This is a genomic window from Pseudomonas sp. URMO17WK12:I6, from assembly GCF_003253625.1.
Classification (GTDB): Bacteria; Pseudomonadota; Gammaproteobacteria; order Pseudomonadales; family Pseudomonadaceae; genus Aquipseudomonas.
Map to the genome: position 1 here is coordinate 73,178 of NZ_QKYZ01000022.1, position 22,900 is coordinate 96,077.

Consider the following 22,900-nt stretch of genomic DNA (forward strand, 5'->3'; position numbering starts at 1 on the left):
AGCGAAATACTCGTCACAATAACGATATGGGATAATTAATAAAAATCCGGTTTTCATCAAACTCATTGGTGCTGAAATCCCTGCGAACACTCGAATTGCGCCATCTAACGCTGAGATTTTTCAGCGCGCCGGACTGCACAACGTAGGCCAATTCCGATTCTCGGCCCCATTCCTTACCATCTGTTATCGAACCTGTATGGACATTATCACCACTGATATATCGGTTCATTAATGTCAGTCCCGGGACTCCGAGCACAGCAAAGTTAAAGTCATGTCGTACCTGCCATGAGCGCTCCTGAGCGTTATCAAAACTGGAGTTATAGCTATCGTTGGCCAAAGTTCCGCCACTGGTGCCGTTGACCCGCATCCACGCGCTGTCTCCGGTGAGTTTTTGCAAGCCCACGTAAAAGGTGTTGCCGCCGTATTTGGCCGAGAGCAGGGCGAAGGTGGTTTTGTTGTCGAGGTCGCCAGCCAGGGCTCTGCCATCTTCCTTGCCGTTGAAGAAACCGAGATTAGCCCCCAGGATCCAGTCGCCCACGGGCTGGCTATGGGTGAGGTTGATGTATTGTTGCTGGTAGATATCGGTCAATTCGGCGTACCACAGACCGACCTGGGTGCGCTTGTCGTTGAAGGTGTATTCGCCGCCGCCGAAGTTGAAGCGGTCGGAGGTGAACGCGGCTTTGCCGTTCATGAACATGTCTTCCATGCTCGCGTCGTTGCGTGGGCTGTTGCTGCGAAATTGGCCGCCATAGAGTGTCAGGCCGGCGATCTCGTTGGAGGTCACCTGACCGCCACGAAACGTCTGTGGCAGAGAACGACCATCGTCAGAGCGCAGGATCGGCAACACGGGCATCCATTCACCCACCTTCAATTCAGTCTTCGACAGCTTGGCTTTCAGCGCCACGCCCAGACGCCCAAAGTTTTCGGCGGGGCGGCCGTCATCGTGGATCGGCAACAGTTGGGTACCGCCGGTGCCTTTGCCACCATCAAGCTTTTGAGAATAAAGACCCAATACATCAACACCGAATCCTATCGGCCCAGCGGTATAACCAGAGCGAGCGTCAAGGATGAAGCTCTGTGTCCACTCCTCGGCTTTGTTCTGTGGTGCGGCGCTGTTGGGATAGGCAGGATTGATGAAGTTGCGATTGATATAAGCGTTGCGCAAATTGAGAGTTGCGGTAGCGCCATCGACAAAACCGCTATTTTGATCGGCTTGAACAGCCGCTGACGAACCCGCGCAAACCGCAAGAGTCAGACTGATCAGAGAGTGATGTGCGGGCACGCTGCGGGAAATAATAGGGTAGCGCATGATGTTTTCTCACAATGAGTTATTATTGTTTTTGTTGCGATTTTCAGCTCGCGAGTCAACTTAGTCACAGGCAGCTCGAAGAGCTAATTACCGAGCAACTGCGGGAATCCCTTATCTGTCTTGTAATAGTCCGTTATTGAGCAACTTGATAATTGTTTAATATCACCTTGAGCAAAACCCGAGCGTGCGCAGACGCGAGCCTGACTCAATGCCGGTAATGGCACGCTCGTGGGGAATTGCGTAAGAACAACGACTGAAAGTTAAAACGTACTCGAACGCTCGGCGATCAACCCGCACTCCCCGGCGTTTTGCAACGTGTGTATTCCAATTGATAAAGCGTGGTTTCTGGTCCCGTCAATTGCCCCTCCAACAGCCGTTTTAGCTCGGCCACAAAAGACTCGCCGGCGACACGAACGTAGTCAGGTGCACAACCTTCGATCATGACGATCCAGGCCGGTATTTGGGTCCCTTCGGCGCGGGCCTTTTTCTCTGCGGTTTCAACTCTGCTCACGGCCTCATCAGCTACACACAAATGCACGCCCGTAATACCTTGTTTATCAGCAAGAGGAGGAAGCACGCGTTGGCGCAATGCGTCTGACACCGATTTATGCTGGCCTTCGACAACATCGAAACGGACCGTTAACAAATACGCGCCCTGCCCTACACCGCTGGTGTAAGTAACCTCGCAGATGGATCGCGCGACGTTGCGATATGACTGCACCGACTGCTTTGTCCAAGCCGTCGGACTGTTGAGACGCGATAAATAATCCTGCCCGCCCAACACCTGCACAGTGTCAGCCTCATAGAGGTTGAAATAGGTCGGACCTGCATCCAGAGCGATGTATCGGCGCCCCCGTAAAAAGCCCGGAATTCCGGCCCGCTCAGGCATATGTTCTCGGTTATGCCACTCATAGAACTCGTCCCGCGCTTCGGGCAAAAGATCATGCCAAATCGCGACTACACCTGTTCCTGCAAAGCTCATAGCGTTTTCCTCTAGCGATAGTCAGTCAACATTGGGATGGCGACCGGCGACCCATGCAGCGCCCATTTCAGCAACGTAAGGAACCACGGTCTGAAATTGCTCACCCAGCCCTTGGCCACCGACACGCATGGTGTCACCCGCCTTGAGAAAAACCGGTGGTTTCTGCCCGAGCCCTACACCTGGTGGAGTACCGGTAATGATGACGTCACCCGGCATTAGCGGCATGAAGCGACTGAGGTACGCGACAATATGTGCAACGCTGAAAATCATCGTACGGGTATTGCCGGTCTGGAGACGTTTGCCGTTCACGTCGAGCCAGAGGTCAATGGCCTGCGGGTCGGCAATTTCGTCACGGGTGACCAGCCAAGGTCCCAGTGGTGCGAAAGAAAAACCGCTTTTCCCCTTGGTCCACTGACCTTCGTACTCCAGCTGATAAGCCCGCTCGGAAACATCATTGGCCAGGCAATAACCGGCGATGTGATCCAAAGCCTGCGACTCATCAATCTGCCAGGCGGGCGTACCGATGACGATGGCCAGTTCGACTTCCCAATCAAGCTTCTGAGCCCCCGTTGGTAAAATGACCGGGTCATTGGGGCCGCTGATGGACGCGGTGTGTTTGTTGAAGACCACCGGCTGGCTCGGGATAGGTGTATCCGTTTCAGCCGCGTGATCGGAGTAGTTCAGACCGATGCAAATCAGGTTCGGTACGTTGCCTACGCATGGACCAAGACGTGTGCCAGGCGCCACCACTGGCAGCTTTTCAACGTCAACAGCACGCAGTTTTTCAAGCACTGCAGGGCTCAGAGCCGACGCATCGATGTCATCGACAATGCCCGAGAGGTCTCGAACGATTCCTTGCGAATCCAAAACTCCCGGCTGTTCCTGCCCCGGCAAACCAAAACGAACTAAGCGCATTTGTTACTCCTCCAGCGTTGAGAAATGGACAGACAATGAGCCGGCTTCGCCGAACTGAACATGCAGTGGCTGGTTGACGGGCACATCGAGAACACCTGCATAGGACCCGGTGATAATCACCTGCCCTGCTTGCAGCCCTATCCCTTGTGTAGACAGAAAATTGGCCAGCCATACGATCGGCAACAACGGATTCCCGTCCGGATGGCGGCCCTTGATATTCACAAGCTCTGCCGTTGCATCGCTCAGGGTGATATCCAGTTCAGAGGGAATGCTGGCAGGGTTCGACAGCGTGATTGGCGCCCCGAATACCAGGCCGTGATTGAATAAACCGTCCGCGAGTAATTGCTCGAACGGCAGTGTGTGTGGATCGGTGTAACGGCAATCGATCACTTCCAATGCCAAGTGCACGTCGCTGATCGCAGCAACGATCTCTTCAGTTGTATAAGGCTCAACACGAGCCGGCAAATCATGGGCCAGGACGGACGCCAGTTCAGGCTCGATGCGCGCCTTATCGGCGTCGGCGGCCAGTCGGTAACGTTCGCCTTTTATGATGCTGTCGCTGTAGATCGGGGCAACGATCCACTTGCCAGCCGGGGGTAACGCACACTTCCACCCCCCCACGGTTTTTCCAGCCAATGGCCCCACATGCTGCTGAATGGCAAAACCTTGTGCGAGGCTGCCTGGCAGGTTCGGGCCTGGCAAGGATGCCAGCCGAACACCCTCTAGCCGTGCACGGACCAGAGCGGCAGCGGCGACTTCCAACCCTGACCCCGCCTCGGTCCATGCAGGTGCGAGCTGGCTCATACGTTCTCCGTATGCACACTGTTCTGGCGCGGCCAAACCGTACCCAGCTTGTTGGCTGCATCTTCGAGCAGAGCATGCAATTGGTCATAACGTTCAGGCTGCATGCGCAAGACCGGGCCGGCGATACTCATCGTGCCAACCACAGTGCCAGATGGAACCAGCTTGACCGGTACGGCGATCGCCCAGACACCCGCCTCGGCTTCTTCAATGACCAAGCCATACCCGCGCTTGCGGGTCAGCGCCAGCTCGGCCAACAAGCCTTCGATGCTGCTGATCGCTTTCGGCCCCTGCCCCATCCCGGCATCAGTTTTCCCCAGGCCGCTACGCAGCGCATGCTCAATGGCCAGTTCATCCGGCATTGAGGCCAGCCAGGCTTTGCCATTGGCGGTGGCGTAGAGATTGATCGGCTTATCCATGGCTGGCGAATACATAAGCCCTGGCGCGGCGCCTTGGGCCGAAGACAGCCAAGACAAGGTGCCCTCGTTGACCACCGTCAGGCGCACCAACTCTTGGCACTGAACAGCCACTTGCTCAAGGATCGGCTGGACCAACTCAGGCAAACCAATTCCATGCAAATAGCGCTGCCCCAACAGCGCCAGCTTCAGCGTCAAGCGGTATTGCGAGGTGGCTTCATCCTGTTCTGCCCACCCTTGCTCGACTAACTGAGCAAGCACTCGATGAGCAGGCCCCTTTTCCAAGCTCAGCTCGGCTGCGATATCGGACATCCGCATCCAGCGAGCTTCACGTGCCAGCAGCTCAATAACCTCCAGGCAACGGTCAACAGCACCTTTGACGACTCTCATATTTTTCTCGACTTATCTTTGACAATGAGGTGAATGTGAGCAACATTGTTCGTACTGGAACGACGTTCCAATAGTATGCAGGCGTCACCCGATAAGTCAAACCTGCTTGTACCTGGTTCGCCTTATCGAGACAGGGCTAGCCATGCAACCGGGTCTCCAGAAGGTGGGAGACGCCTGGCGGATATAAAAAACCGGACCCTTCGGATTCGGCTCTTTATCAATAGACGTGCACCCGTGTTTGTTCAATCGTTGCGGGAGAACACCCAATGCAGCTCACCCACCTGCCTTACCTACAGCAGCCCGCGGGCAGCAAGATTGTGCATCATCGCTCGCAAGCCGAAAGTCCAGGGTGCAGCCTCATGGCTGTAGGTGACTGTGTTGCGCAACGTGCCCAGCAACGGGCTCCCAATGCTGACCTCATCACCCTGCTTATGCGTAAAGCCGCTTCCCGGTGCCTCACGATCCTGGGTAGGCGCAAACAAGGTTCCGAGAAAAAGCATGAAGCCATCAGGGTATTGGTGATCACCGCCGACCGTCTGGGCCACGAGATCCAACGGATCACGGCTGATCAACGCCATGGAACTGCTGCCTTCAAGGATGAAGCCGTCGTCGCCCTGAACCTGCAAATCCACGACGCAGTTGCGCACGTCGTCGAGGGTAAACGTTTCATCGAACAGACGAATAAATGGGCCGATCGCACAGGACGCATTGTTGTCCTTGGCCTTGCTCAGCAGCAGTGCGCTGCGGCCTTCGAAATCACGCAAATTGACGTCATTGCCCAAGGTGACGCCATGCACTTGGCCTCGGCTGTTCACCGCCAGCACAATTTCCGGCTCTGGGTTGTTCCATTCAGACTTGTGATGGATGCCGATTTCGCTGCCACTGCCCACGGCGGCCAGAACCGGTGCCTTCGTGAAAATCTCCGCGTCCGGGCCGATACCGACCTCCAGGTATTGCGACCACATGCCTTGCTTGATCAGCACAGCCTTAAGGCGCATCGCTGCTGGCGAGCCCGGCTTGATTGCCCGCAAGTTATCGCCGATGGCTTCTTGCACCAAGCGGCGAACACTTTCCGCTTTTGCAGCATCGCCTCGGGCCTGCTCCTCGATTACCCGCTCAATCATGCTGGAAGCGAACGTCACCCCGGCTGCCTTGATGACTTGCAAATCTGCTGGGGGCAACAGCGATGCCTTGCCGGGATCGGCATGGCTGCCAGTGTTTCCAAGCAATTCCTCGACAGTCCCGACGTACCTGCCAGACGCCTGACGAACCGCCAACAACGGCGAGGTGTGTTCCAACAGTTCGCTCATTGTCGAAAAGACTTCAGAAAGATCAAACACACCGTCATCGCGCAGCACCACTGGCGAGGGGCCTGCAACCGCACCCGGGATCCAGGCACGGCCGATCAGTGTTCCGGCCAAGCCATCCACTGGCAGGGTGTTTTCGCGCGTCAGTTTCAGATTCGACATAGAGCTTCCAGATCAGTCAGCCATCAGAGCCGTAAAAGTAATGGACCTCCCCCGTAAATCCCAATGAAAGAATCTCACCGATCAATGCTGTTTTGTTATCGACAGACAAGGCCTTATCCGATGGAAAACGATCAAATTACTTTTGGCAGTGTTACCCGATGGCTGAAGATCAAACATTTGGTACTGGTCAATAGCCTGGCCAAGACCCGCAATATGCACACGACCGCAGAACAGATGAATGTTACCCAACCGGCCATCAGTAAATTGCTTCGCGATCTGGAAGTACTCCTGGGTTTCCCACTGTTTGAACGTCAAACCCGCAGCCTGGTGCTTACTGAACTAGGAGAGTTCGTAGCCCGTTATGCGCGTATTACCTTGGAAGACACGGAGTCGTTCGTCGACCAAGTCAACAAGCTGCGTAAAGGCGGGCATGGCCATTTAAAAATCGGCACCATTTTCGCCGCAACATCAGTGGTGCTGCCGGAAGCGATCGCCAGCATAAAGCGTGAGCGCCCCCTCCTTTCTATTGAGGTAATCGAACAAACCAGCAACCACTTGCTGGAAATGCTCGAACAGAAAAAACTCGATTTAATCATCGCGCGCTTCACGGACGAGAATTGTCAGCCTTTCGAATTTACGTCGCTGGGACCTGAACCCTTTTGTCTTGTCGTGAACAGCACACACCCTCTGTGCCGACTGAAGGAAGTCCCCACCGAAGCACTCAGCGAATGGCCATGGGTCATGTATCCCTTTAATACGCCGATCCGACAACGCATGGAGCGCGCGTTCACACTGTTCAAGATCGCCCCGCCAACCAACACCGTTGAGACCATTTCGATGCAAACCTTCCTGCAGTTGCTGCAGTCTGGGCCAATGCTCGCGATGCTCCCCGAGTCCATGGTCCAGTCGCAATTGCAAAATGGGCAGCTTCAAATCCTCAACACGCCCTTCAAAGTTGAATCTCAGGATTACGGGGTTATCACTCGCAAGGATGAACCCCTCTCAGAGCCGACGCGGAGGTTTATTGCGACCTTATTATCGTTCGCCAGACAGCGGCAAACGGCTACAGAGGAGAAGCAAAGCAGCCAACTCAGAAAAAGTCGATGAGGCAAAGTTATCGAGCAATCGAAAGCTCTCATTAGGCAGCCATCTCTATGAATCCTATAGTGCCAGCACAAAAGTGCGGCGCTATTAGCGACCGCGCACCACCCAGCAGCCCGTGAGGATGCGATGGAACTGATCATGAAAACCGGCGCAGCAGCTGTGCTGCGTTTGAACCCGCTGGACGATGTGCTCATCGCACGCCGACCGCTACTCGCTGGCGAAATCCTAGAGCAGGAAGGCGTGACTGTCCGGCAAGCGATTGTGGCGGGCCATAAAGTGGCCTCCCGGCGTATCGAAGCCGGTCAACCGGTAAGGCGCTATGGGCAAATCATTGGTTTTGCGGTTGTCGACATAGAAGCAGGCGAGCATGTCCATGTGCATAACCTGGCCATGGGGGAATTCACACGAGATTATGCTTTCAGCGTCGATGCGAAACCCAACGTCAAGCCAAGTGAAGCCCCGTCGTTCATGGGTATCGTGCGCCCGGATGGACGCGTCGCGACGCGCAACTACATCGGCATTCTTACATCAGTGAATTGCTCTGCCACAGTCGCCCGGGCCATCGCAGACCATTTTCGTCGGGACATCAATCCCGCCGCACTGCAAGCGTATCCAAACGTCGACGGTGTTGTTGCTCTGACGCATTCCGCCGGCTGCGCCGTTGACCCTGCGGGCGACGGTTTGAGCATGTTGCGCCGGACATTGGCCGGATATGCAACCCACGCCAACTTTGCCGCCGTGCTGGTGATCGGGTTGGGCTGCGAGACGAACCAAATCGACTCATTACTCACGACGCAAGGACTGACCCGTAGTAATACCCTGCGCACGTTCAACATCCAGGACAGTGGCGGTACGTCCAAGGCCATCGCCAGTGGCATTGATCACGTGAAGCAATTACTTGGCGAGGCCAATCAGATTCGGCGCGAACCGGTTAGCGCTCGCCACCTGACGGTTGGGCTGCAGTGCGGTGGCTCGGATGGCTATTCCGGCATTACCGCCAACCCTGCACTGGGCAATGCGGTGGATCGCCTGGTCGCCTGCGGCGGTACCGCGATTCTTTCTGAAACCCCTGAAATATACGGTGCCGAACACTTGCTGACACGACGGGCTGTCAGCCGTGAGGTCGGCGAAAAACTGATCGCTCGAATTCATTGGTGGGAACGCTACTGCGAGCGTATGGGGGCCGAATTAAACAATAACCCCTCTGCCGGCAATAAGGCAGGTGGCTTGACCACCATTCTGGAAAAGTCGCTGGGCGCTGTGGCAAAGGCTGGCTCGAGCAACCTGATGGATGTCTACGAATATGCCCAGGCCGTCACTGCCAACGGGCTGGTTTTCATGGACACCCCTGGCTATGACCCCGTCTCCGCAACCGGCCAAGTCGCCGGTGGTGCCAACCTGATTGCGTTTACCACCGGGCGCGGATCGGCCTATGGCTGTGCCCCTGCCCCATCAATCAAGCTGGCGACTAATAGCGCCTTGTGGGCTCGTCAGCGAGAAGACATGGACATCAACTGCGGCGAAATTGCCGAAGACACTTTGACCATCGAGGCGTGCGGTGCAGCAATCTTTGAAACCATGCTGCGCATTGCCTCGGGCGAGCGCAGCATGAGCGAACAACACGGATACGGACAAAATGAGTTCGTGCCTTGGCAGATCGGCGCCGTCACCTGATTTTCAGTCCTGGGAATGCCTTGCCCAGCTATCTCTTGCACATTCAACCTGGAGACAACGATGTCCCTCATCACCGGCCAGAATTTTATCGGCGGTCAGCGCAGCGCCGCCGGCACTATCATCGTCAAGAGTGTGGATGCCAGCACGGGGGAAACCCTACCCTATGCCTTCCACCAGGCGACCTCGCAAGAAATCGAGGATGCTGCCCATGCAGCCTACAACGCTTTTTCCAGCTACCGCATCCTGAGCGCGAGCAAACGGGCTGAGTTTCTCGATGCTATTGCTGAAGAGCTAGAGGCTTTGGACGATGAGTTTATTGCCCTGGTTTGCCGTGAAACAGCATTGCCTGTAGCTCGCATCCAGGGCGAACGCGCACGTACCAGCGGTCAAATGCGCCTGTTTGCAAACGTACTGCGGCGCGGTGATTTCTATGGCGCTCGCATCGACCAAGCGTTACCACTTCGCAAACCGTTACCGCGCCCTGACCTTCGCCAGTACCGCACCGCCATCGGTCCGGTTGCTGTATTTGGTGCCAGTAATTTTCCGTTGGCCTTCTCCACGGCCGGCGGCGATACCGCCTCCGCGCTCGCGGCGGGTTGTCCGGTGATATTCAAAGCCCACAGCGGCCACATGGCGACTGCAGAACAGGTCGCCAACGCAATTATCCGGGCGGCCGAGCGCAGTGGCATGCCTGACGGTGTCTTCAACATGATTTATGGCAGTGGCGTAGGCGAAGCCTTGGTAAAACACCCGCTCATCAAGGGTGTTGGTTTTACCGGCTCGCTCAAAGGCGGTCGAGCATTGTGCGATATGGCCGCTGCTCGCCCCGAGCCCATTCCAGTCTTCGCTGAGATGTCGAGCATCAACCCGGTCGTGATCCTGCCCCATGCCCTCTCGCGTCGGGCCGACAGTATCGCTCACGATCTTGCCGCCTCGGTGGTTCAAGGTTGCGGGCAGTTTTGCACCAATCCCGGACTGGTGGTTGGCATTCGCTCGGATGCATTCAGTGCCTTTCAGAATAGAGTGGCGGCGTTAATAAACGACCAACCGGCACAAACAATGCTCAACGCAGGCACCCTGCGCAGCTATGCGGCTGGATTGCAGAACCTGCACGCGCACCCCGGCATCGTGCACCTGGCTGGCAGTAACCAACAGGGTCACCAGGCGCAGCCACAATTGTTCAAAGCCGACGTAGAGTTGCTGCTGAAAGGCGACAAGGTCCTTCAAGAAGAAATCTTTGGCCCCACGTCGATCTTCATCGAGGTCACTGACCAGGCGCAACTCAACGCTGCCATCAATGCCCTTCACGGACAATTGACCGCTACCTTGATTGGTGAGCCAGAAGACCTTACGCAATTCGTAGAGTTGACTGCTTTGTTGGAGATGAAGGTTGGTCGCATCCTCATCAATGGCTACCCAACCGGTGTCGAGGTCTGCGATTCAATGGTCCACGGCGGCCCTTATCCTGCGACTTCCGATAGTCGGGGCACCTCGGTCGGCACTTTGGCCATCGACCGCTTCCTGAGACCCGTCTGCTTCCAAAACTACCCCGATGCATTGCTTCCCGATGCTCTCAAGAACGCGAATCCGTTGAACATTTCGAGGCTCGTCGACGGTCATCTCTCGCGAGATAGCTTGTAGGTTGGCAAACGGGCAAGACGGCGTACTACGACGTTAGAACCTGTCGTTGGCCTCATTGCCTTTTGTATGAAGCAACAGTGCTGAGCGTTTGACGCGTCGGAGCCTGTTCATCCTCTTACAGCCTATTCGCTCAATTGCACGAGCGGGCTTTAGCGTGCTCGCTCGGCTTGGCGACAATGTCAGACGTACGAATTCAGCACCTCACAAATAACCAGCGTCACGCCTTGATCGAGCAAGGAACGACTCCCTTGACAAGGCGGAGATTCTGGTAACAGAATTACTGATGGAACGCAGTTACAATAACAACAATTGAGAAACCGGAGACACGTTATGAATCAGAGCATACCGATCGACGCTCATTCCAAAGGCCAGTCAAAGAAAGCCGCAGCTAGCGGTTGGATCGGCTCAGCACTGGAGTATTACGACTTCTTTATCTATGCGACCGCGGCGGCCTTGCTGTTTCCACAGCTCTTTTTTCCATCTGATAACCCTGCGGTCGGCATCATTGCCTCTCTGGCCAGCTTTGGTGTGGGCTATATCGCCCGGCCGATAGGCGCTGTTGTCCTAGGGCATTTGGGTGATCGCCACGGCCGTAAAACGGTTCTGGTTTACTGCATGTTCCTGATGGGCTTCTCGACGATGTGTATCGGACTTCTGCCAACGTACCAGCAGATCGGGATCTGGGCGCCGGTGCTGCTTGTGACGTTGCGCCTGATTCAGGGTTTTGCGGTGGCCGGGGAGATCTCCTGCGCCAGTTCCATGATTCTCGAACACGCCCCGTCCGGCCGCCGTGGTTACTTCGCGAGCTTTACCCTCCAAGGAGTTCAGGCCGGGCAATTGCTCGCGGCAGCAGTCTTCTTGCCTCTCGCTCATTTTATGCCTGCGGATCAGTTCTCTTCCTGGGGTTGGCGGATTCCGTTCCTGCTCAGCGTCATCGTAGTCATCCTGGGATATATCATTCGCCGCCAGGTCGACGAAACACCTGTATTTGCCAAACAAAAAACGCAAGGCGAAGCTACTGTCCTGCCAGTTGTCGAAGTCATCCGGCAGAGCTGGGGTGATCTCTTGCGTGTGATCTGCATGGCACTTGCTGCGGTGATCGCCATTGTCGCCTCGGTATTCGGCGCTACCTATGCGGTTCAACCGGCCTATGGAATCGGTTTCCCTGCAGGCGTCTATTTGTGGATTCCTCTGCTGGGCAACATGTGTGCGGTAATCCTGATCCCCTTCGTCGGTAACCTCTCAGACAAGATCGGCCGCAGGCCCCCAGTCATTATTGGCGTTCTCTGCGCGGGACTGCTCTCTTACGCGTATCTGTACGCTATCAGCATCCATAACCTGTGGCTTTCACTGGTTCTCTCCGTACTCATGTGGGGCGTCGCCTACCAGGGTTTCAACGGTGTATTTCCGAGCCTCTTTCCCGAATTGTTCCGTACGCGGGTGCGCGTGACCGGCATGGCCATCGGACAGAACATAGGGACCGCGATGACTGCGTTTCTCCCGGCAATCTTCGTCACTGTTGCGCCCCCCGGCTCTGACAATATCCCGCTAAGAATCGGCTCTCTTACATTAGGTATCTGTGTTATCGCTGCGATCGCGGCGTTCACTACACGCGAAACATACCGGATTCGCCTTGAAGATCTCGGCAAGCGCAACGCAGTGCCTATTGCCAAAGAAGAATACGATCGTATGCGGGCCGAAGCGATGCGGGGCACAGCTCAGACAGCCGTCCCGGATGACCTGGCTAGCCAACTGCGTTCGTAACGACCTTCGACGATGACACTGGTGCGACCATTAGGTTTTCGCGACCCACAGGCCCGATGGGCAGAGCAGCATCATGCGGTCGGCACTTGCCAATGCATAGCCATCGACGCTGTGCATGCCCAAGAAGCCAGCCAGCGCTCCTCTTCCCGTCAACATCAAATATCAGGCAACCATGGCCTCACATATCACAGGAACAACTCGGCTTTATGGATTGGTCGGCCATCCGCTGGCGGCTGCCAAGTCTCCGCAACTATTCAACCGACTCTTTATAGAACAACAGGCAGACGCGGTTTGTATTCCATTGGAGGTCAAGGCCGATGACCTGTCCTCGTTCGTGGTCGATGCCAGAGCATTGAACAATCTCGCCGGCATCCTGGTCACCATGCCTCATAAACAAAGGATGCTGGCTCTTGTCGACGAACTTCATCCGACTGCTCGTCAAGTGGGTGCAATCAACGTCATTCGTTGCGAGACAGACGGACGCTGGGTCGGTGCCGTATTCGATGGCCTCGGCTGTGTTCTTGGCATGCAATGGGAAGGCTATCATCCAGCGAACAAGAACGTTCTTTTGGTCGGAGCTGGGGGCGCAGGCAGAGCGATCGCATTTGCCGTCGCATCGGCGGGAGCTCGATCGCTCACTATCTCCGATGTCGACGAACACCGAGCCGAGGATCTGGCGAAAGCCGTTGCTGCCGAAACAGGTTGCATCACGCTTTCTGGCCCACCCGACCCACATGGCTATGAAATCGTGATCAATGCTACGCCGCTTGGCATGAACAAAAATGATCCTATGCCTGTGGATCCCGAGCGACTCGAACCCGGCACCCTCGTCGTGGATATCATCAACTCGCCGGAATCGACACCGCTTTGCGATGCTGCGCGTAAAAGAAGTTGTCGCACCCAGGACGGGGGCCCCATGCACAAAGGTCAGGCGTTGCTTGCACTACGCTTCCTTGGGTTCGATTACCACCCCGATAACGTAACAGCACCGCGCCAGGAGTGAGTACACATGAAAGTTGCGTTACTGGAGGTCAGCCATTGGCATGTCCCGCTGTATCTGAATGCTCTTGAGACCAACGGGGTCCAAGTGGTGGCCGTATCGGATTCGGAGCACGTGAAGGGTGAAGCAATTGCCGAGCGATTCAAATGCGCGTTGTATAGCTCATCCTATGAGTTGCTTGAGCGCGAGGAGGTCGATTTTGCTTTCGTGTTCGGCAGGCATTCGGAAATGCCGTCGCTGGCAGAGGCCGTGATTGCACGAAACATTCCCTTTGCCCTGGAAAAGCCCTGCGGCATCAACATGGCACAGGTCACACGGCTACGTGAGCTAGCCGAGCAAGCCAATCTCTACTGTGCTGTACCGCTGATCTTCCGCATGAGTGAACTGCTTGGCGCACTGCAAGATACTGAGGGACGCTTGCCTGCGGACTTCAACTACATGTCTTTCCGTTTCATCGTAGGTCCACCCGCTCGTTATGAAACTGCAGGCTCAGGCTGGGCCATCGATCCCGCTTTTTCAGGAGGCGGATCCACGATCAACGTGGCTACGCATTTCATAGATCTCTTCAGACTATTGACCGGTAAGGAGGTCTCGCGAGTCTCAGCCGTTATGAATTCACTCACGCATCGGGGTGCCGTCGAAGACTATTCGGTATTGACCCTGCAGACTGAGGATGGCGTGATCGGTGTTGTGGAAACAGGATACAGTTTTCCCAGCACCGCCGACGAGCAACGCGAGTTCTCCTTCACCCTTTCATCTGATCACATGTATGCCAAATCCGGTCCCGACCGAATCGAAATAAGGGATCGACAGAACCTTGCGGCCGGCACTCGAAGCCGCCGACTACAACTGGACACAGACGTCTATTACCCACTGTTCGTCAAACAAGTGCTTGCTGAGTGCCGTAACGGGGCCAAGCCAATTGCATCATTACGCGACGCCGAGGCAATCATGCAGGTCATGGACGCTGCCTACGATTCAGCTCGGCAAGGAGGTACGCTTTTGACACTTACGCCGACTCCACAGCAGCGTTGCGTGGGATGACAAACTGTAATGGCCCGCCCGGCATTGAAGAACTTCATCCATGATTTGTCTCGATGAGTACACGCCTTGTACAGCGATCGAATGGTGACAAAAACTGTCCACATAGCGCTATAGAGTCGTCTCCGTGACTACCTCAATCGTTAGTTGGAGTTTGGAGACGCATGATGAAACGCATTCAGTACAACAGGTACGGCGGGCCGGAGGTCATGCGGGTCGATGACTTTGACCTGCTCCCCCCAAGTGAAGGTGAGGTAGCGGTAAGGGTCAAGTTTGCTGCGATCAATCCGATTGACTGGAAGCTGCGCAGTGGACAGATGAAGATCGTCACCGGGAGGACATTACCTCGAGCAATGGGTATGGATTTTTCCGGCACAGTTTTATCGGTCGGCCCAGGCGTCAAGCGGCTGAAGGTGGGCGATGCGGTTTTCGGTCTGGCCCGATTCAAAGAAAGCGGCGCGTTTGGCGAAGCCGTCATCACAAAAGAAGCATTTCTAGCGCATAAGCCCGATGATGTTTCATTCGAGGATTCCGCGTGTCTGGGCACGCCCGGTATAACCGCTTGGAACGGACTAATCGACAAAGCGAAGCTGCAAGCCGGCCAGCACGTTTTTGTAAACGGTTGTGCCGGTGCCGTCGGCGAAGCAGCCGTACAAATAGCGCTGATACATGGCGCTGTCGTCTCGGGCAGTTGCAGCGCCAAGGACATCCAGCGAGCAAAGTCGCTGGGGGTGCAGACCGTCTATGATTATCGGAACACGCAGGTATCGAGTATCGCCACACGATTCGATTTGGTTTACGACACTGCGGCGACGCTACCGGTTTCGACAGGCATTGGGATGTTGCGAGCGGGAGGCGTGTTTCTGGATCTGAACCCAGGCCCTGGCAAGTTTATTCGAGCTATTTTTGATCGCAGACTCAAACCAATCATCGGATCACCGCGCGCTGAAATTCTGGATAAGCTTGCCAAAGCGGCCAGTGAGGGAAGCTTCAGGATCCCGATAGGAAAAACCGTTTCCCTAAGCGACGCTATTCAACTGATCGGGGAACTCGAAAAAGGTCGAAAGCTCGGCGGTAAAGGCGTCATCGAAATGGAGTAGGAATGTCCAGAAGTGACCGATTGTTTGAACTGATGCAAGTTCTCCGTCGACATCGCAGAACGGTATCGGGACGGACACTCGCCCAGGAGTTGGGGGTGTCACTTCGCACCATACGTCGCGATGTACTGACACTGCAGGGTATGGGGGCCGACATCGAGGGTGAACCTGGTTTGGGCTACGTTCTCAAGCCTGGATTTCTTCTTCCCCCTCTCTCATTTACAGAAGAAGAAATACAAGCGCTTGTAGCCGGCGCCCAATGGATCAGTCGTCAGATGGACGACAAGTTTGCCTTCGCTGTTAATAACGCATTGGCCAAGATTAACGCCGTCTTGCCTTTGGAATTGCGTCCGGCCTTCGACGATGAGACATTCTACGTAAGTAGGCCCGCCACTCTTTCCACACCGATCGACTTAAGCGAAATCCGCCGTGCACTGCGCGACCAATGCAAGTTGCGTATCACGCTATCGATTGCTCATGCGCCTGTTGATGAGCAAATTATCTGGCCGATCATGCTGGGGTTTATCGAATCCAAGCGTTCCCTGGCGGCATGGTGCGAGGCTGACAGCAAGTTCCGGGTGATAGACCTGGATGACGTCGCACACGCTGAGGTGCTTGTCGAACGCTACTCTCGCAATCGTCGCGGGCTGATTAAGGAATGGCGAGCTCAGGAAATCCTGCCTTGTAACAGCCGCGGCGAGACTTGCTGAACGGAGTCGAGCATACGTTGGTTGCAGCTTCGTGTGACGAAAACAAACAGTTCGCAAAAATTCCCGGGGCGCGGGGTCCCATCCATCCTCAGCGAAGGCCACTACACGGTTTCAAGCCAAACCTTTGCATTCCCCGCAACACACAATTGTCATCATTTCATTTGATAGCCCGCTAACGAAAGGTGCATGCTAGAGGGCTTGCTTCTGGCTTATATCATTCCGAATGATAGTTACCTTTGCCTCGTTCGATTCGTTTGATACCGCCCCGCCAAGCATTATCCGCCCATCTCAATACATTGGCGGATGCATCCATGGAACAGTCACTCAAACATTTGCGCTTCCCCTTGGCCCTGTTGGCCGTGATGGTGATGAGCGCCTGCGGCAAGACTCCGGACGCTGCCGCCACCATGCCCGCGGCCAAAGTCAGCGTGGCCAAGGTGCTGGAGCAACCGGTCAACGAGTGGGACGAATTCACCGGGCGCCTGGAAGCGCCGGAAACGGTAGAGATTCGTCCACGGGTCTCCGGCCAGATCGATGACGTAACCTTCACCGAAGGCGCATTGGTCAAGAAAGGCGATCTGTTGTTCCAGATCGACCCGCGTCCGTTCCAGGCTGAGGTCCGCCGCCTCGAGGCCCTGGTGGCGCAAGCTCGCGCCACGGCTACCCGCAGTGAAAACGAAGCCCAGCGCGGTGAGCGCCTGCGCACCAGCAACGCGATTTCCGCCGAACTCGCCGACTCGCGCACCAGTGCCGCTCAAGAGGCTCGCGCCGCCGTCGGTGCACTCCAGGCGCAACTGGACCTGGCCAAACTGAACCTGAGCTTCACCCGCGTGACGTCCCCAATCAGCGGTCGTGTCAGCCGTGCGGAAATCACCGCCGGCAACCTGGTGACCGCCGACACCACCGCGCTGACCAGCGTAGTGTCCACCGACAAGGTTTACGCCTACTTCGACGCCGACGAGCGTGTGTTCCTCAAGTACAACCAGCTCGCCCGCCAGGGTCAACGCGGCGCCACTACCCCGGTTTACATGGGCCTGTCCAATGAAGACGGCAACCCGCACCAGGGCCAGATGAACTTCGTCGACAACCAAGTCAACCCGAAGACCGGCACCATCCGCGGTCGTGCGGTGTTCGACAACAGAGACGGCAGCTACACCCCGGGTCTTTATGCACGCCTGAAACTGGTGGGCAGCGGCACCTACTCCGCGGTGTTGATCAACGACGAAGCGGTCGGTACCGACCTGGGTAAAAAGTTCGTGCTGGTGATGGATGCCGACAACAAAACGGCTTATCGCCCCGTCGAGCTGGGTCCGAAAATCGAAGGTTTGCGCATCGTGCGCAGCGGCCTGAACAAAGACGACACCATCATCGTCAAGGGTTTGCAACGGGTTCGCCCTGGTTCGCCGGTCAGCCCTGAAGTGATCCCGATGGCCAGCAAGGAAACCCTCGCGGCCCTTGCTCAACAACGACAAGCGCTGGAAGCCAGCAACCTGCCCCAAGTCGCACCTGCCAAGGTCGCGCCGGGTACGGTTGTGAAACTGGCTGCTGCGACTCCACGCGGTTAAGGGGCAATTACTCCGATGAATTTCTCCCAATTCTTCATTTCACGGCCGATCTTCGCAGCGGTACTGTCGCTGCTGATCCTGATCGCCGGTGCTATCTCGCTGTTCCAGTTGCCGATCAGCGAATACCCGGAAGTGGTGCCACCAACCGTGGTGGTCCGTGCCAACTTCCCCGGCGCCAACCCTAAAGTCATCGGTGAAACCGTGGCCGCTCCTCTGGAGCAAGCCATCACCGGCGTCGAGAACATGCTGTACATGTCCTCGCAATCCACCGCTGACGGCAAGATCACCCTGACCATCACCTTCGCCCTGGGCACCGACCTGGACAACGCGCAGGTGCAGGTGCAGAACCGCGTGACCCGGTCCGAGCCCAAGCTTCCCGAGGAAGTGACGCGCATCGGTATCACCGTCGACAAGGCATCGCCCGACCTGACCATGGTTGTGCACTTGACCTCGCCGGACAAACGCTACGACATGCTCTACCTGTCCAACTACGCCTTGCTCAACATCAAGGATGAGCTGGCGCGTCTGGGCGGTGTCGGTGATGTGCAGCTGTTCGGTATGGGCGACTACTCGTTGCGGGTATGGCTCGATCCGAACAAGACCGCTTCGCGCAACCTGACCGCCACCGATGTGGTCACCGCGATTCGTGAACAGAACCGTCAAGTGGCGGCCGGTGCCCTGGGTGCTCCGCCTGCACCGAATGCCACGGCATTCCAGCTGTCGGTCAACACCCAAGGCCGTCTGGTGTCCGAGGAAGAGTTCGAGAACATCATCATTCGCTCTGGCGAAAATGGTGAAATCACTCGCCTGAAAGACATTGCTCGCGTCGAGCTTGGCTCCAGCCAATACGCCCTGCGCTCCTTGCTGAACAACCAACCGGCGGTGGCGATCCCGATCTTCCAGCGCCCAGGCTCCAACGCGATCCAGATCTCCAACGACGTTCGGGCGAAAATGGCCGAGCTGAAGAAGAACTTCCCGGAAGGCATGGACTTCAGCATCGTCTATGACCCGACGATCTTCGTGCGCGGTTCCATCGAGGCGGTGGTTCACACCCTCTTCGAAGCACTGATCCTGGTTGTGCTGGTGGTGATCCTGTTCCTGCAAACCTGGCGCGCCTCGATCATCCCGTTGGTGGCGGTGCCGGTTTCGCTGATCGGTACGTTTGCCGTGATGCACCTGTTCGGCTTCTCGCTGAACGCCCTATCGCTGTTCGGACTGGTATTGGCCATCGGTATCGTGGTCGACGATGCGATCGTGGTGGTGGAGAACGTCGAGCGAAACATCGGGCTCGGGTTAACCCCCGTGGAAGCCACCAAGCGTGCGATGCGTGAAGTGACCGGCCCGATCATCGCGACGGCGCTGGTGCTGTGTGCGGTGTTCATCCCGGCCGCGTTCATCTCCGGCTTGACCGGTCAGTTCTACAAACAATTCGCCCTGACGATTGCGATTTCGACTGTGATCTCGGCCTTCAACTCGCTGACCTTGTCGCCAGCACTGGCCGCCGTGTTGCTCAAAAGTCATGACGCGCCGAAGGACCGTTTCTCCAAGGTTCTGGACAAGATCTTCGGTGGCTGGTTGTTCCGTCCGTTCAACCGTTTCTTCGATCGTGCCAGCCATGGCTATGTCGGCACCGTGGGCCGGGTTATCCGCAGCAGCGGTATCGCCCTGCTGCTGTACGCCGGCTTGATGGTGCTGACCTTCTTCGGTTTCTCCAACACCCCGACCGGTTTCGTACCTGGCCAGGACAAGCAATACCTGGTGGCCTTCGCGCAACTGCCGGATGCCGCGAGCCTGGACCGTACCGAAGATGTGATCAAGCGCATGTCCGACCTGGCCCTGAAACAGCCTGGCGTGGAAAGCGCGGTGGCCTTCCCTGGCCTATCGATCAACGGTTTTACCAACAGTCCTAACGCCGGCATCGTGTTCGTCACCCTGAAGCCTTTCGACGAGCGTAAAGACCCGAGCATGTCCGCCGGTGCGATTGCCGGTGCGTTGAACGGCCAGTACGCCGGGATTCAGGAAGCCTACATGGCGATCTTCCCGCCACCGCCGGTACAAGGCCTGGGGACCATTGGTGGTTTCCGCCTGCAGATCGAAGACCGGGGCAACCTGGGCTATGACGAGCTGTACAAAGAAACCATGAACATCATCGCCAAGAGCCGCAGCGTGCCGGAACTGGCCGGTCTGTTCACCAGTTACACCGTGAACGTGCCGCAGGTCGATGCCGCCATCGACCGGGAAAAAGCCAAGACCCACGGCGTGGCCGTCAGCGACATCTTCGACACCCTGCAGATCTACTTGGGTTCGTTGTATGCCAACGACTTCAACCGCTTCGGTCGCACCTATCAGGTCAACGTTCAGGCCGAGCAACAGTTCCGCCTCGAATCGGATCAGATCGGTCAGCTGAAAGTGCGTAACAACCGTGGCGAGATGATCCCGCTGGCGACCTTCATCAAGGTCAGCGACACCTCCGGGCCAGACCGCGTGATGCACTACAACGGCTTCATCACCGCTGAAATCAACGGTGCGGCAGCCCCAGGCTACAGCTCCGGCCAGGCCGAGAAAGCCATCGAGAAACTGCTCAAGGATGAACTTCCGAACGGCATGACCTACGAGTGGACCGACCTGACCTACCAGCAGATTCTGTCCGGCAACACTGCGCTGTTCGTGTTCCCGCTCTGCGTACTGCTGGCGTTCCTGGTGCTCGCGGCTCAATACGAAAGCTGGAGCCTGCCACTGGCGGTGATCCTGATCGTACCGATGACTCTGCTGTCGGCCATTACCGGGGTGATTGCCTCGGGCGGCGACAACAACATCTTTACCCAGATCGGCTTGATCGTACTGGTGGGACTGGCCTGTAAGAACGCGATTCTGATCGTCGAGTTTGCCAAGGATAAACAGGAAGAAGGCCTCGGCCCGCTGGCAGCGGTACTGGAAGCTTGCCGTCTGCGTCTGCGGCCGATCCTGATGACCTCCTTCGCGTTCATCATGGGTGTTGTGCCACTGGTTTTCTCCAGCGGTGCGGGTGCCGAAATGCGTCATGCCATGGGTGTGGCGGTGTTCTCCGGGATGCTCGGGGTGACCTTCTTCGGTCTGTTGCTGACGCCGGTGTTCTACGTACTGATTCGCAACTTTGTGGAGCGCGGTGAGCAACGCAAAGCGGCCAAGGCACTGAAATTGGAAAAGCAACTGGAGGCGCAACAATGAGCCTGAAAGCCTTCCTGCCGAGCCTGCTGGTACTGGCGCTGAGCGCCTGTGCCGTCGGCCCGGACTATAAAACCCCAGCCACCGAGGCGGCCAACATCACGGCCGCCAACGATGGCAGCGCCGGTCAGAAGAACTTTGACCGCGCCCGTTTCGAAGGCATCTGGTGGCAGCAATTCGACGATCCGACCCTCAACCAGTTGGTGAAGCAATCCTTGCAGGGCAACCGTGATTTGCGTGTGGCTTTTGCCCGCTGGAAAGCGGCCCGAGCGATTCGCGATGACGCCAGCAATGACGCCATGCCGACCATCACCAGCCGCGCGAGCAGCGATCTGGGCAAAGGGCAGATTCCGGGTCAGACCACCAAACGGGTCAACAGCGAACGCTATGACCTGGGCCTGGACATGGCCTGGGAACTGGACCTGTTCGGTCGCATCCAGCGCAACCTGGAATCCAGCGACGCTGAACAGCAAGCGGCCGAAGCCGATCTTTACCAACTGCAAGTCACCATGATTGCCGAACTGGTGGACGCCTATGGCCAACTGCGCGGCGCGCAACTGCGAGAAAAAATCGCGCTGGCCAACCTGAACAATCAGCAGGAGTCACGCAAGATCACCGAAAGCCTGCGTGACGCCGGTGTTGGCGATCAGCTGGACGTGGTTCGTGCCGATGCGCGCCTGGCGTCTGTCGAAGCCAGCGTGCCGCAACTGCAAGCCGAACAGGTTCGTCAGCGCAACCGCATCGCCACCCTGCTGGGTGAACGTCCGGACAAACTGACCGTCGACCTGAGTCCAAAAGACTTGCCGGCGATCGCCAAGGCCCTGCCCATCGGCGACCCGGGTGAACTGCTGCAACGTCGTCCGGACATCCGCAGCGCCGAACGCAAACTGGCGGCTGCCACTGCGCGTATCGGCGTGGCCAAGGCTGACTTGTTCCCTCGGGTGAGCCTCAGCGGTTTTCTTGGCTGGACTGCCGGGCGCGGTTCACAAATCGGCTCGTCGGCGGCCAATGCCTGGGCACTGGGCCCGAGCATTACCTGGGCGGCGTTCGACCTGGGCAGCGTGCGGGCCCGTTTGCGCGGCGCCGATGCTGAAGCCGAGGGCGCCCTGGCGACCTATGAGCAGCACGTATTGCTGGCACTGGAAGAATCGGAGAACGCCTTCAGTGATTACGGCAAACGCCAGCAGCGCCTGATTTCGCTGATTCGTCAAAGCGAATCAAGCCGCGCCGCTGCGGACCTCGCCGAAATTCGCTACCGCGAAGGCACCGTGGACTTCCTCGTCCTGCTCGATGCTCAGCGTGAGCGTCTTGCAGCCGAAGACACCCAGGCCCAGGCCGAAGTCGATTTGTATCGCGGCATCGTCGCGATCTACAAAGCCCTCGGCGGCGGCTGGCAGCCAGAGACGGTCGCCAGCAAGTAATGCTTTAACGTGCCCCTTTGGTTGGCCGCAACCCAACCAAATTCTTTGCCCCGCGCCTCATTCGGTCGCGGGGCTTTTTTTTGTCGGTCTTTAATTCAACGCATATCCCTGTGGGAGATTCTATGGTTGAGGGGAAACCCTCAACTTGCTTTCGGCTGGTATTCGCTCTGCCCCTTCAGTAGCGCGAATACGACCCGAGCAAGTTTACGGGCCAGAATCACCAGTGCCTGAGTGGTGCTGAACCCTTTAGCTCGTTGCTCTTCATAAAAACCTTTCCAGGCTGCTGTTCGGCTGGCCGACATGGCTGCATTGTGCAAAAGTCGGCGCGCCTCCGGATCACCTCGTTTTGTCAGACTGCGACGACCGTCCTTCTGTCCCGACTGTGAAACCCGTAAAT

General features: G+C 56.9%; 18 protein-coding genes. 11 read left to right on the top strand and 7 right to left on the bottom strand.

Translation table 11 applies throughout. From position 1 onward, the window contains the following. Positions 1-13: 13 nt before the first annotated feature. The 6 genes from F475_RS27620 to F475_RS27645 form a co-directional block, all read right to left on the bottom strand. Positions 14-1,309, bottom strand: a complete 1,296-nt coding sequence (locus tag F475_RS27620) for an OprD family porin (protein WP_111455235.1) — start codon at positions 1,307-1,309, stop codon at positions 14-16. Positions 1,310-1,595: 286 nt separating this feature from the next. Beyond that, entirely contained in the window at positions 1,596-2,291 is a 696-nt protein-coding gene (locus F475_RS27625) for a DUF4286 family protein (RefSeq protein WP_111455236.1), read from the bottom strand. A 21-nt stretch (positions 2,292-2,312) separates the two neighbouring features. Continuing rightward, complete coding sequence (locus tag F475_RS27630) at positions 2,313-3,206, bottom strand: fumarylacetoacetate hydrolase family protein (RefSeq protein WP_111455237.1); 894 nt, start codon at positions 3,204-3,206, stop codon at positions 2,313-2,315. A gap of 3 nt (positions 3,207-3,209) precedes the next feature. Next, complete coding sequence (locus F475_RS27635) at positions 3,210-4,010, bottom strand: 2-keto-4-pentenoate hydratase (protein ID WP_111455238.1); 801 nt, start codon at positions 4,008-4,010, stop codon at positions 3,210-3,212. Continuing rightward, entirely contained in the window at positions 4,007-4,813 is an 807-nt protein-coding gene (locus F475_RS27640; RefSeq protein WP_111455239.1) for an IclR family transcriptional regulator, read from the bottom strand. The genes F475_RS27635 and F475_RS27640 overlap by 4 nt, the downstream gene beginning before the upstream one ends. Before the next feature lie 290 nt (positions 4,814-5,103). Next, entirely contained in the window at positions 5,104-6,282 is a 1,179-nt protein-coding gene (locus tag F475_RS27645) for a fumarylacetoacetate hydrolase family protein (protein WP_111455240.1), read from the bottom strand. 120 nt (positions 6,283-6,402) lie between these two features. Here F475_RS27645 and F475_RS27650 point away from each other — a divergent pair, with 120 nt between their 5' ends. The 11 genes from F475_RS27650 (at position 6,403) to F475_RS27700 (ending at position 22,503) form a co-directional block, all read left to right on the top strand. Next, complete coding sequence (locus tag F475_RS27650) at positions 6,403-7,389, top strand: LysR family transcriptional regulator (protein WP_111455241.1); 987 nt, start codon at positions 6,403-6,405, stop codon at positions 7,387-7,389. Positions 7,390-7,512: 123 nt separating this feature from the next. Beyond that, the gene (locus F475_RS27655; protein WP_111455242.1) at positions 7,513-9,060 is read left to right on the top strand and encodes a UxaA family hydrolase; all 1,548 of its coding nucleotides are present in this window, start codon (positions 7,513-7,515) and stop codon (positions 9,058-9,060) included. Between the two features lie 60 nt (positions 9,061-9,120). Beyond that, entirely contained in the window at positions 9,121-10,701 is a 1,581-nt protein-coding gene (locus tag F475_RS27660) for an aldehyde dehydrogenase (NADP(+)) (protein ID WP_111455243.1), read from the top strand. A 330-nt stretch (positions 10,702-11,031) separates the two neighbouring features. Next, positions 11,032-12,465, top strand: coding sequence for an MFS transporter (locus tag F475_RS27665; protein WP_111455244.1), 1,434 nt, complete (start codon positions 11,032-11,034; stop codon positions 12,463-12,465). 115 nt (positions 12,466-12,580) lie between these two features. Next, positions 12,581-13,468 (top strand): shikimate dehydrogenase, encoded by an 888-nt coding sequence (locus F475_RS27670; RefSeq protein ID WP_256597257.1) that lies wholly within the window; start codon positions 12,581-12,583, stop codon positions 13,466-13,468. A gap of 6 nt (positions 13,469-13,474) precedes the next feature. After that, positions 13,475-14,509 carry a Gfo/Idh/MocA family protein gene (locus F475_RS27675; RefSeq protein WP_111455245.1) on the top strand — a complete coding sequence of 345 codons (1,035 nt, stop codon included), beginning with the start codon at positions 13,475-13,477 and terminating at the stop codon, positions 14,507-14,509. A 164-nt stretch (positions 14,510-14,673) separates the two neighbouring features. Then, entirely contained in the window at positions 14,674-15,606 is a 933-nt protein-coding gene (locus tag F475_RS27680) for an NAD(P)-dependent alcohol dehydrogenase (protein WP_111455246.1), read from the top strand. Between the two features lie 2 nt (positions 15,607-15,608). Next, on the top strand, positions 15,609-16,313 hold the full coding sequence (locus tag F475_RS27685) for a YafY family protein (protein ID WP_111455247.1): 705 nt from the start codon (positions 15,609-15,611) through the stop codon (positions 16,311-16,313). A 311-nt stretch (positions 16,314-16,624) separates the two neighbouring features. Further along, positions 16,625-17,878 (top strand): multidrug efflux RND transporter periplasmic adaptor subunit MexE, encoded by a 1,254-nt coding sequence (gene mexE / locus F475_RS27690; protein ID WP_111455248.1) that lies wholly within the window; start codon positions 16,625-16,627, stop codon positions 17,876-17,878. A gap of 15 nt (positions 17,879-17,893) precedes the next feature. After that, on the top strand, positions 17,894-21,085 hold the full coding sequence (locus tag F475_RS27695) for an efflux RND transporter permease subunit (protein WP_111455249.1): 3,192 nt from the start codon (positions 17,894-17,896) through the stop codon (positions 21,083-21,085). Further along, the gene (locus F475_RS27700; protein ID WP_018926021.1) at positions 21,082-22,503 is read left to right on the top strand and encodes an efflux transporter outer membrane subunit; all 1,422 of its coding nucleotides are present in this window, start codon (positions 21,082-21,084) and stop codon (positions 22,501-22,503) included. The genes F475_RS27695 and F475_RS27700 overlap by 4 nt, the downstream gene beginning before the upstream one ends. A gap of 140 nt (positions 22,504-22,643) precedes the next feature. On the opposite strand, the gene F475_RS27705 is transcribed toward F475_RS27700, so the two are convergent. Next, positions 22,644-22,900, bottom strand: a 257-nt coding sequence (locus tag F475_RS27705) for a transposase (RefSeq protein WP_146602946.1), incomplete at its 5' end; no start/stop codon positions are given.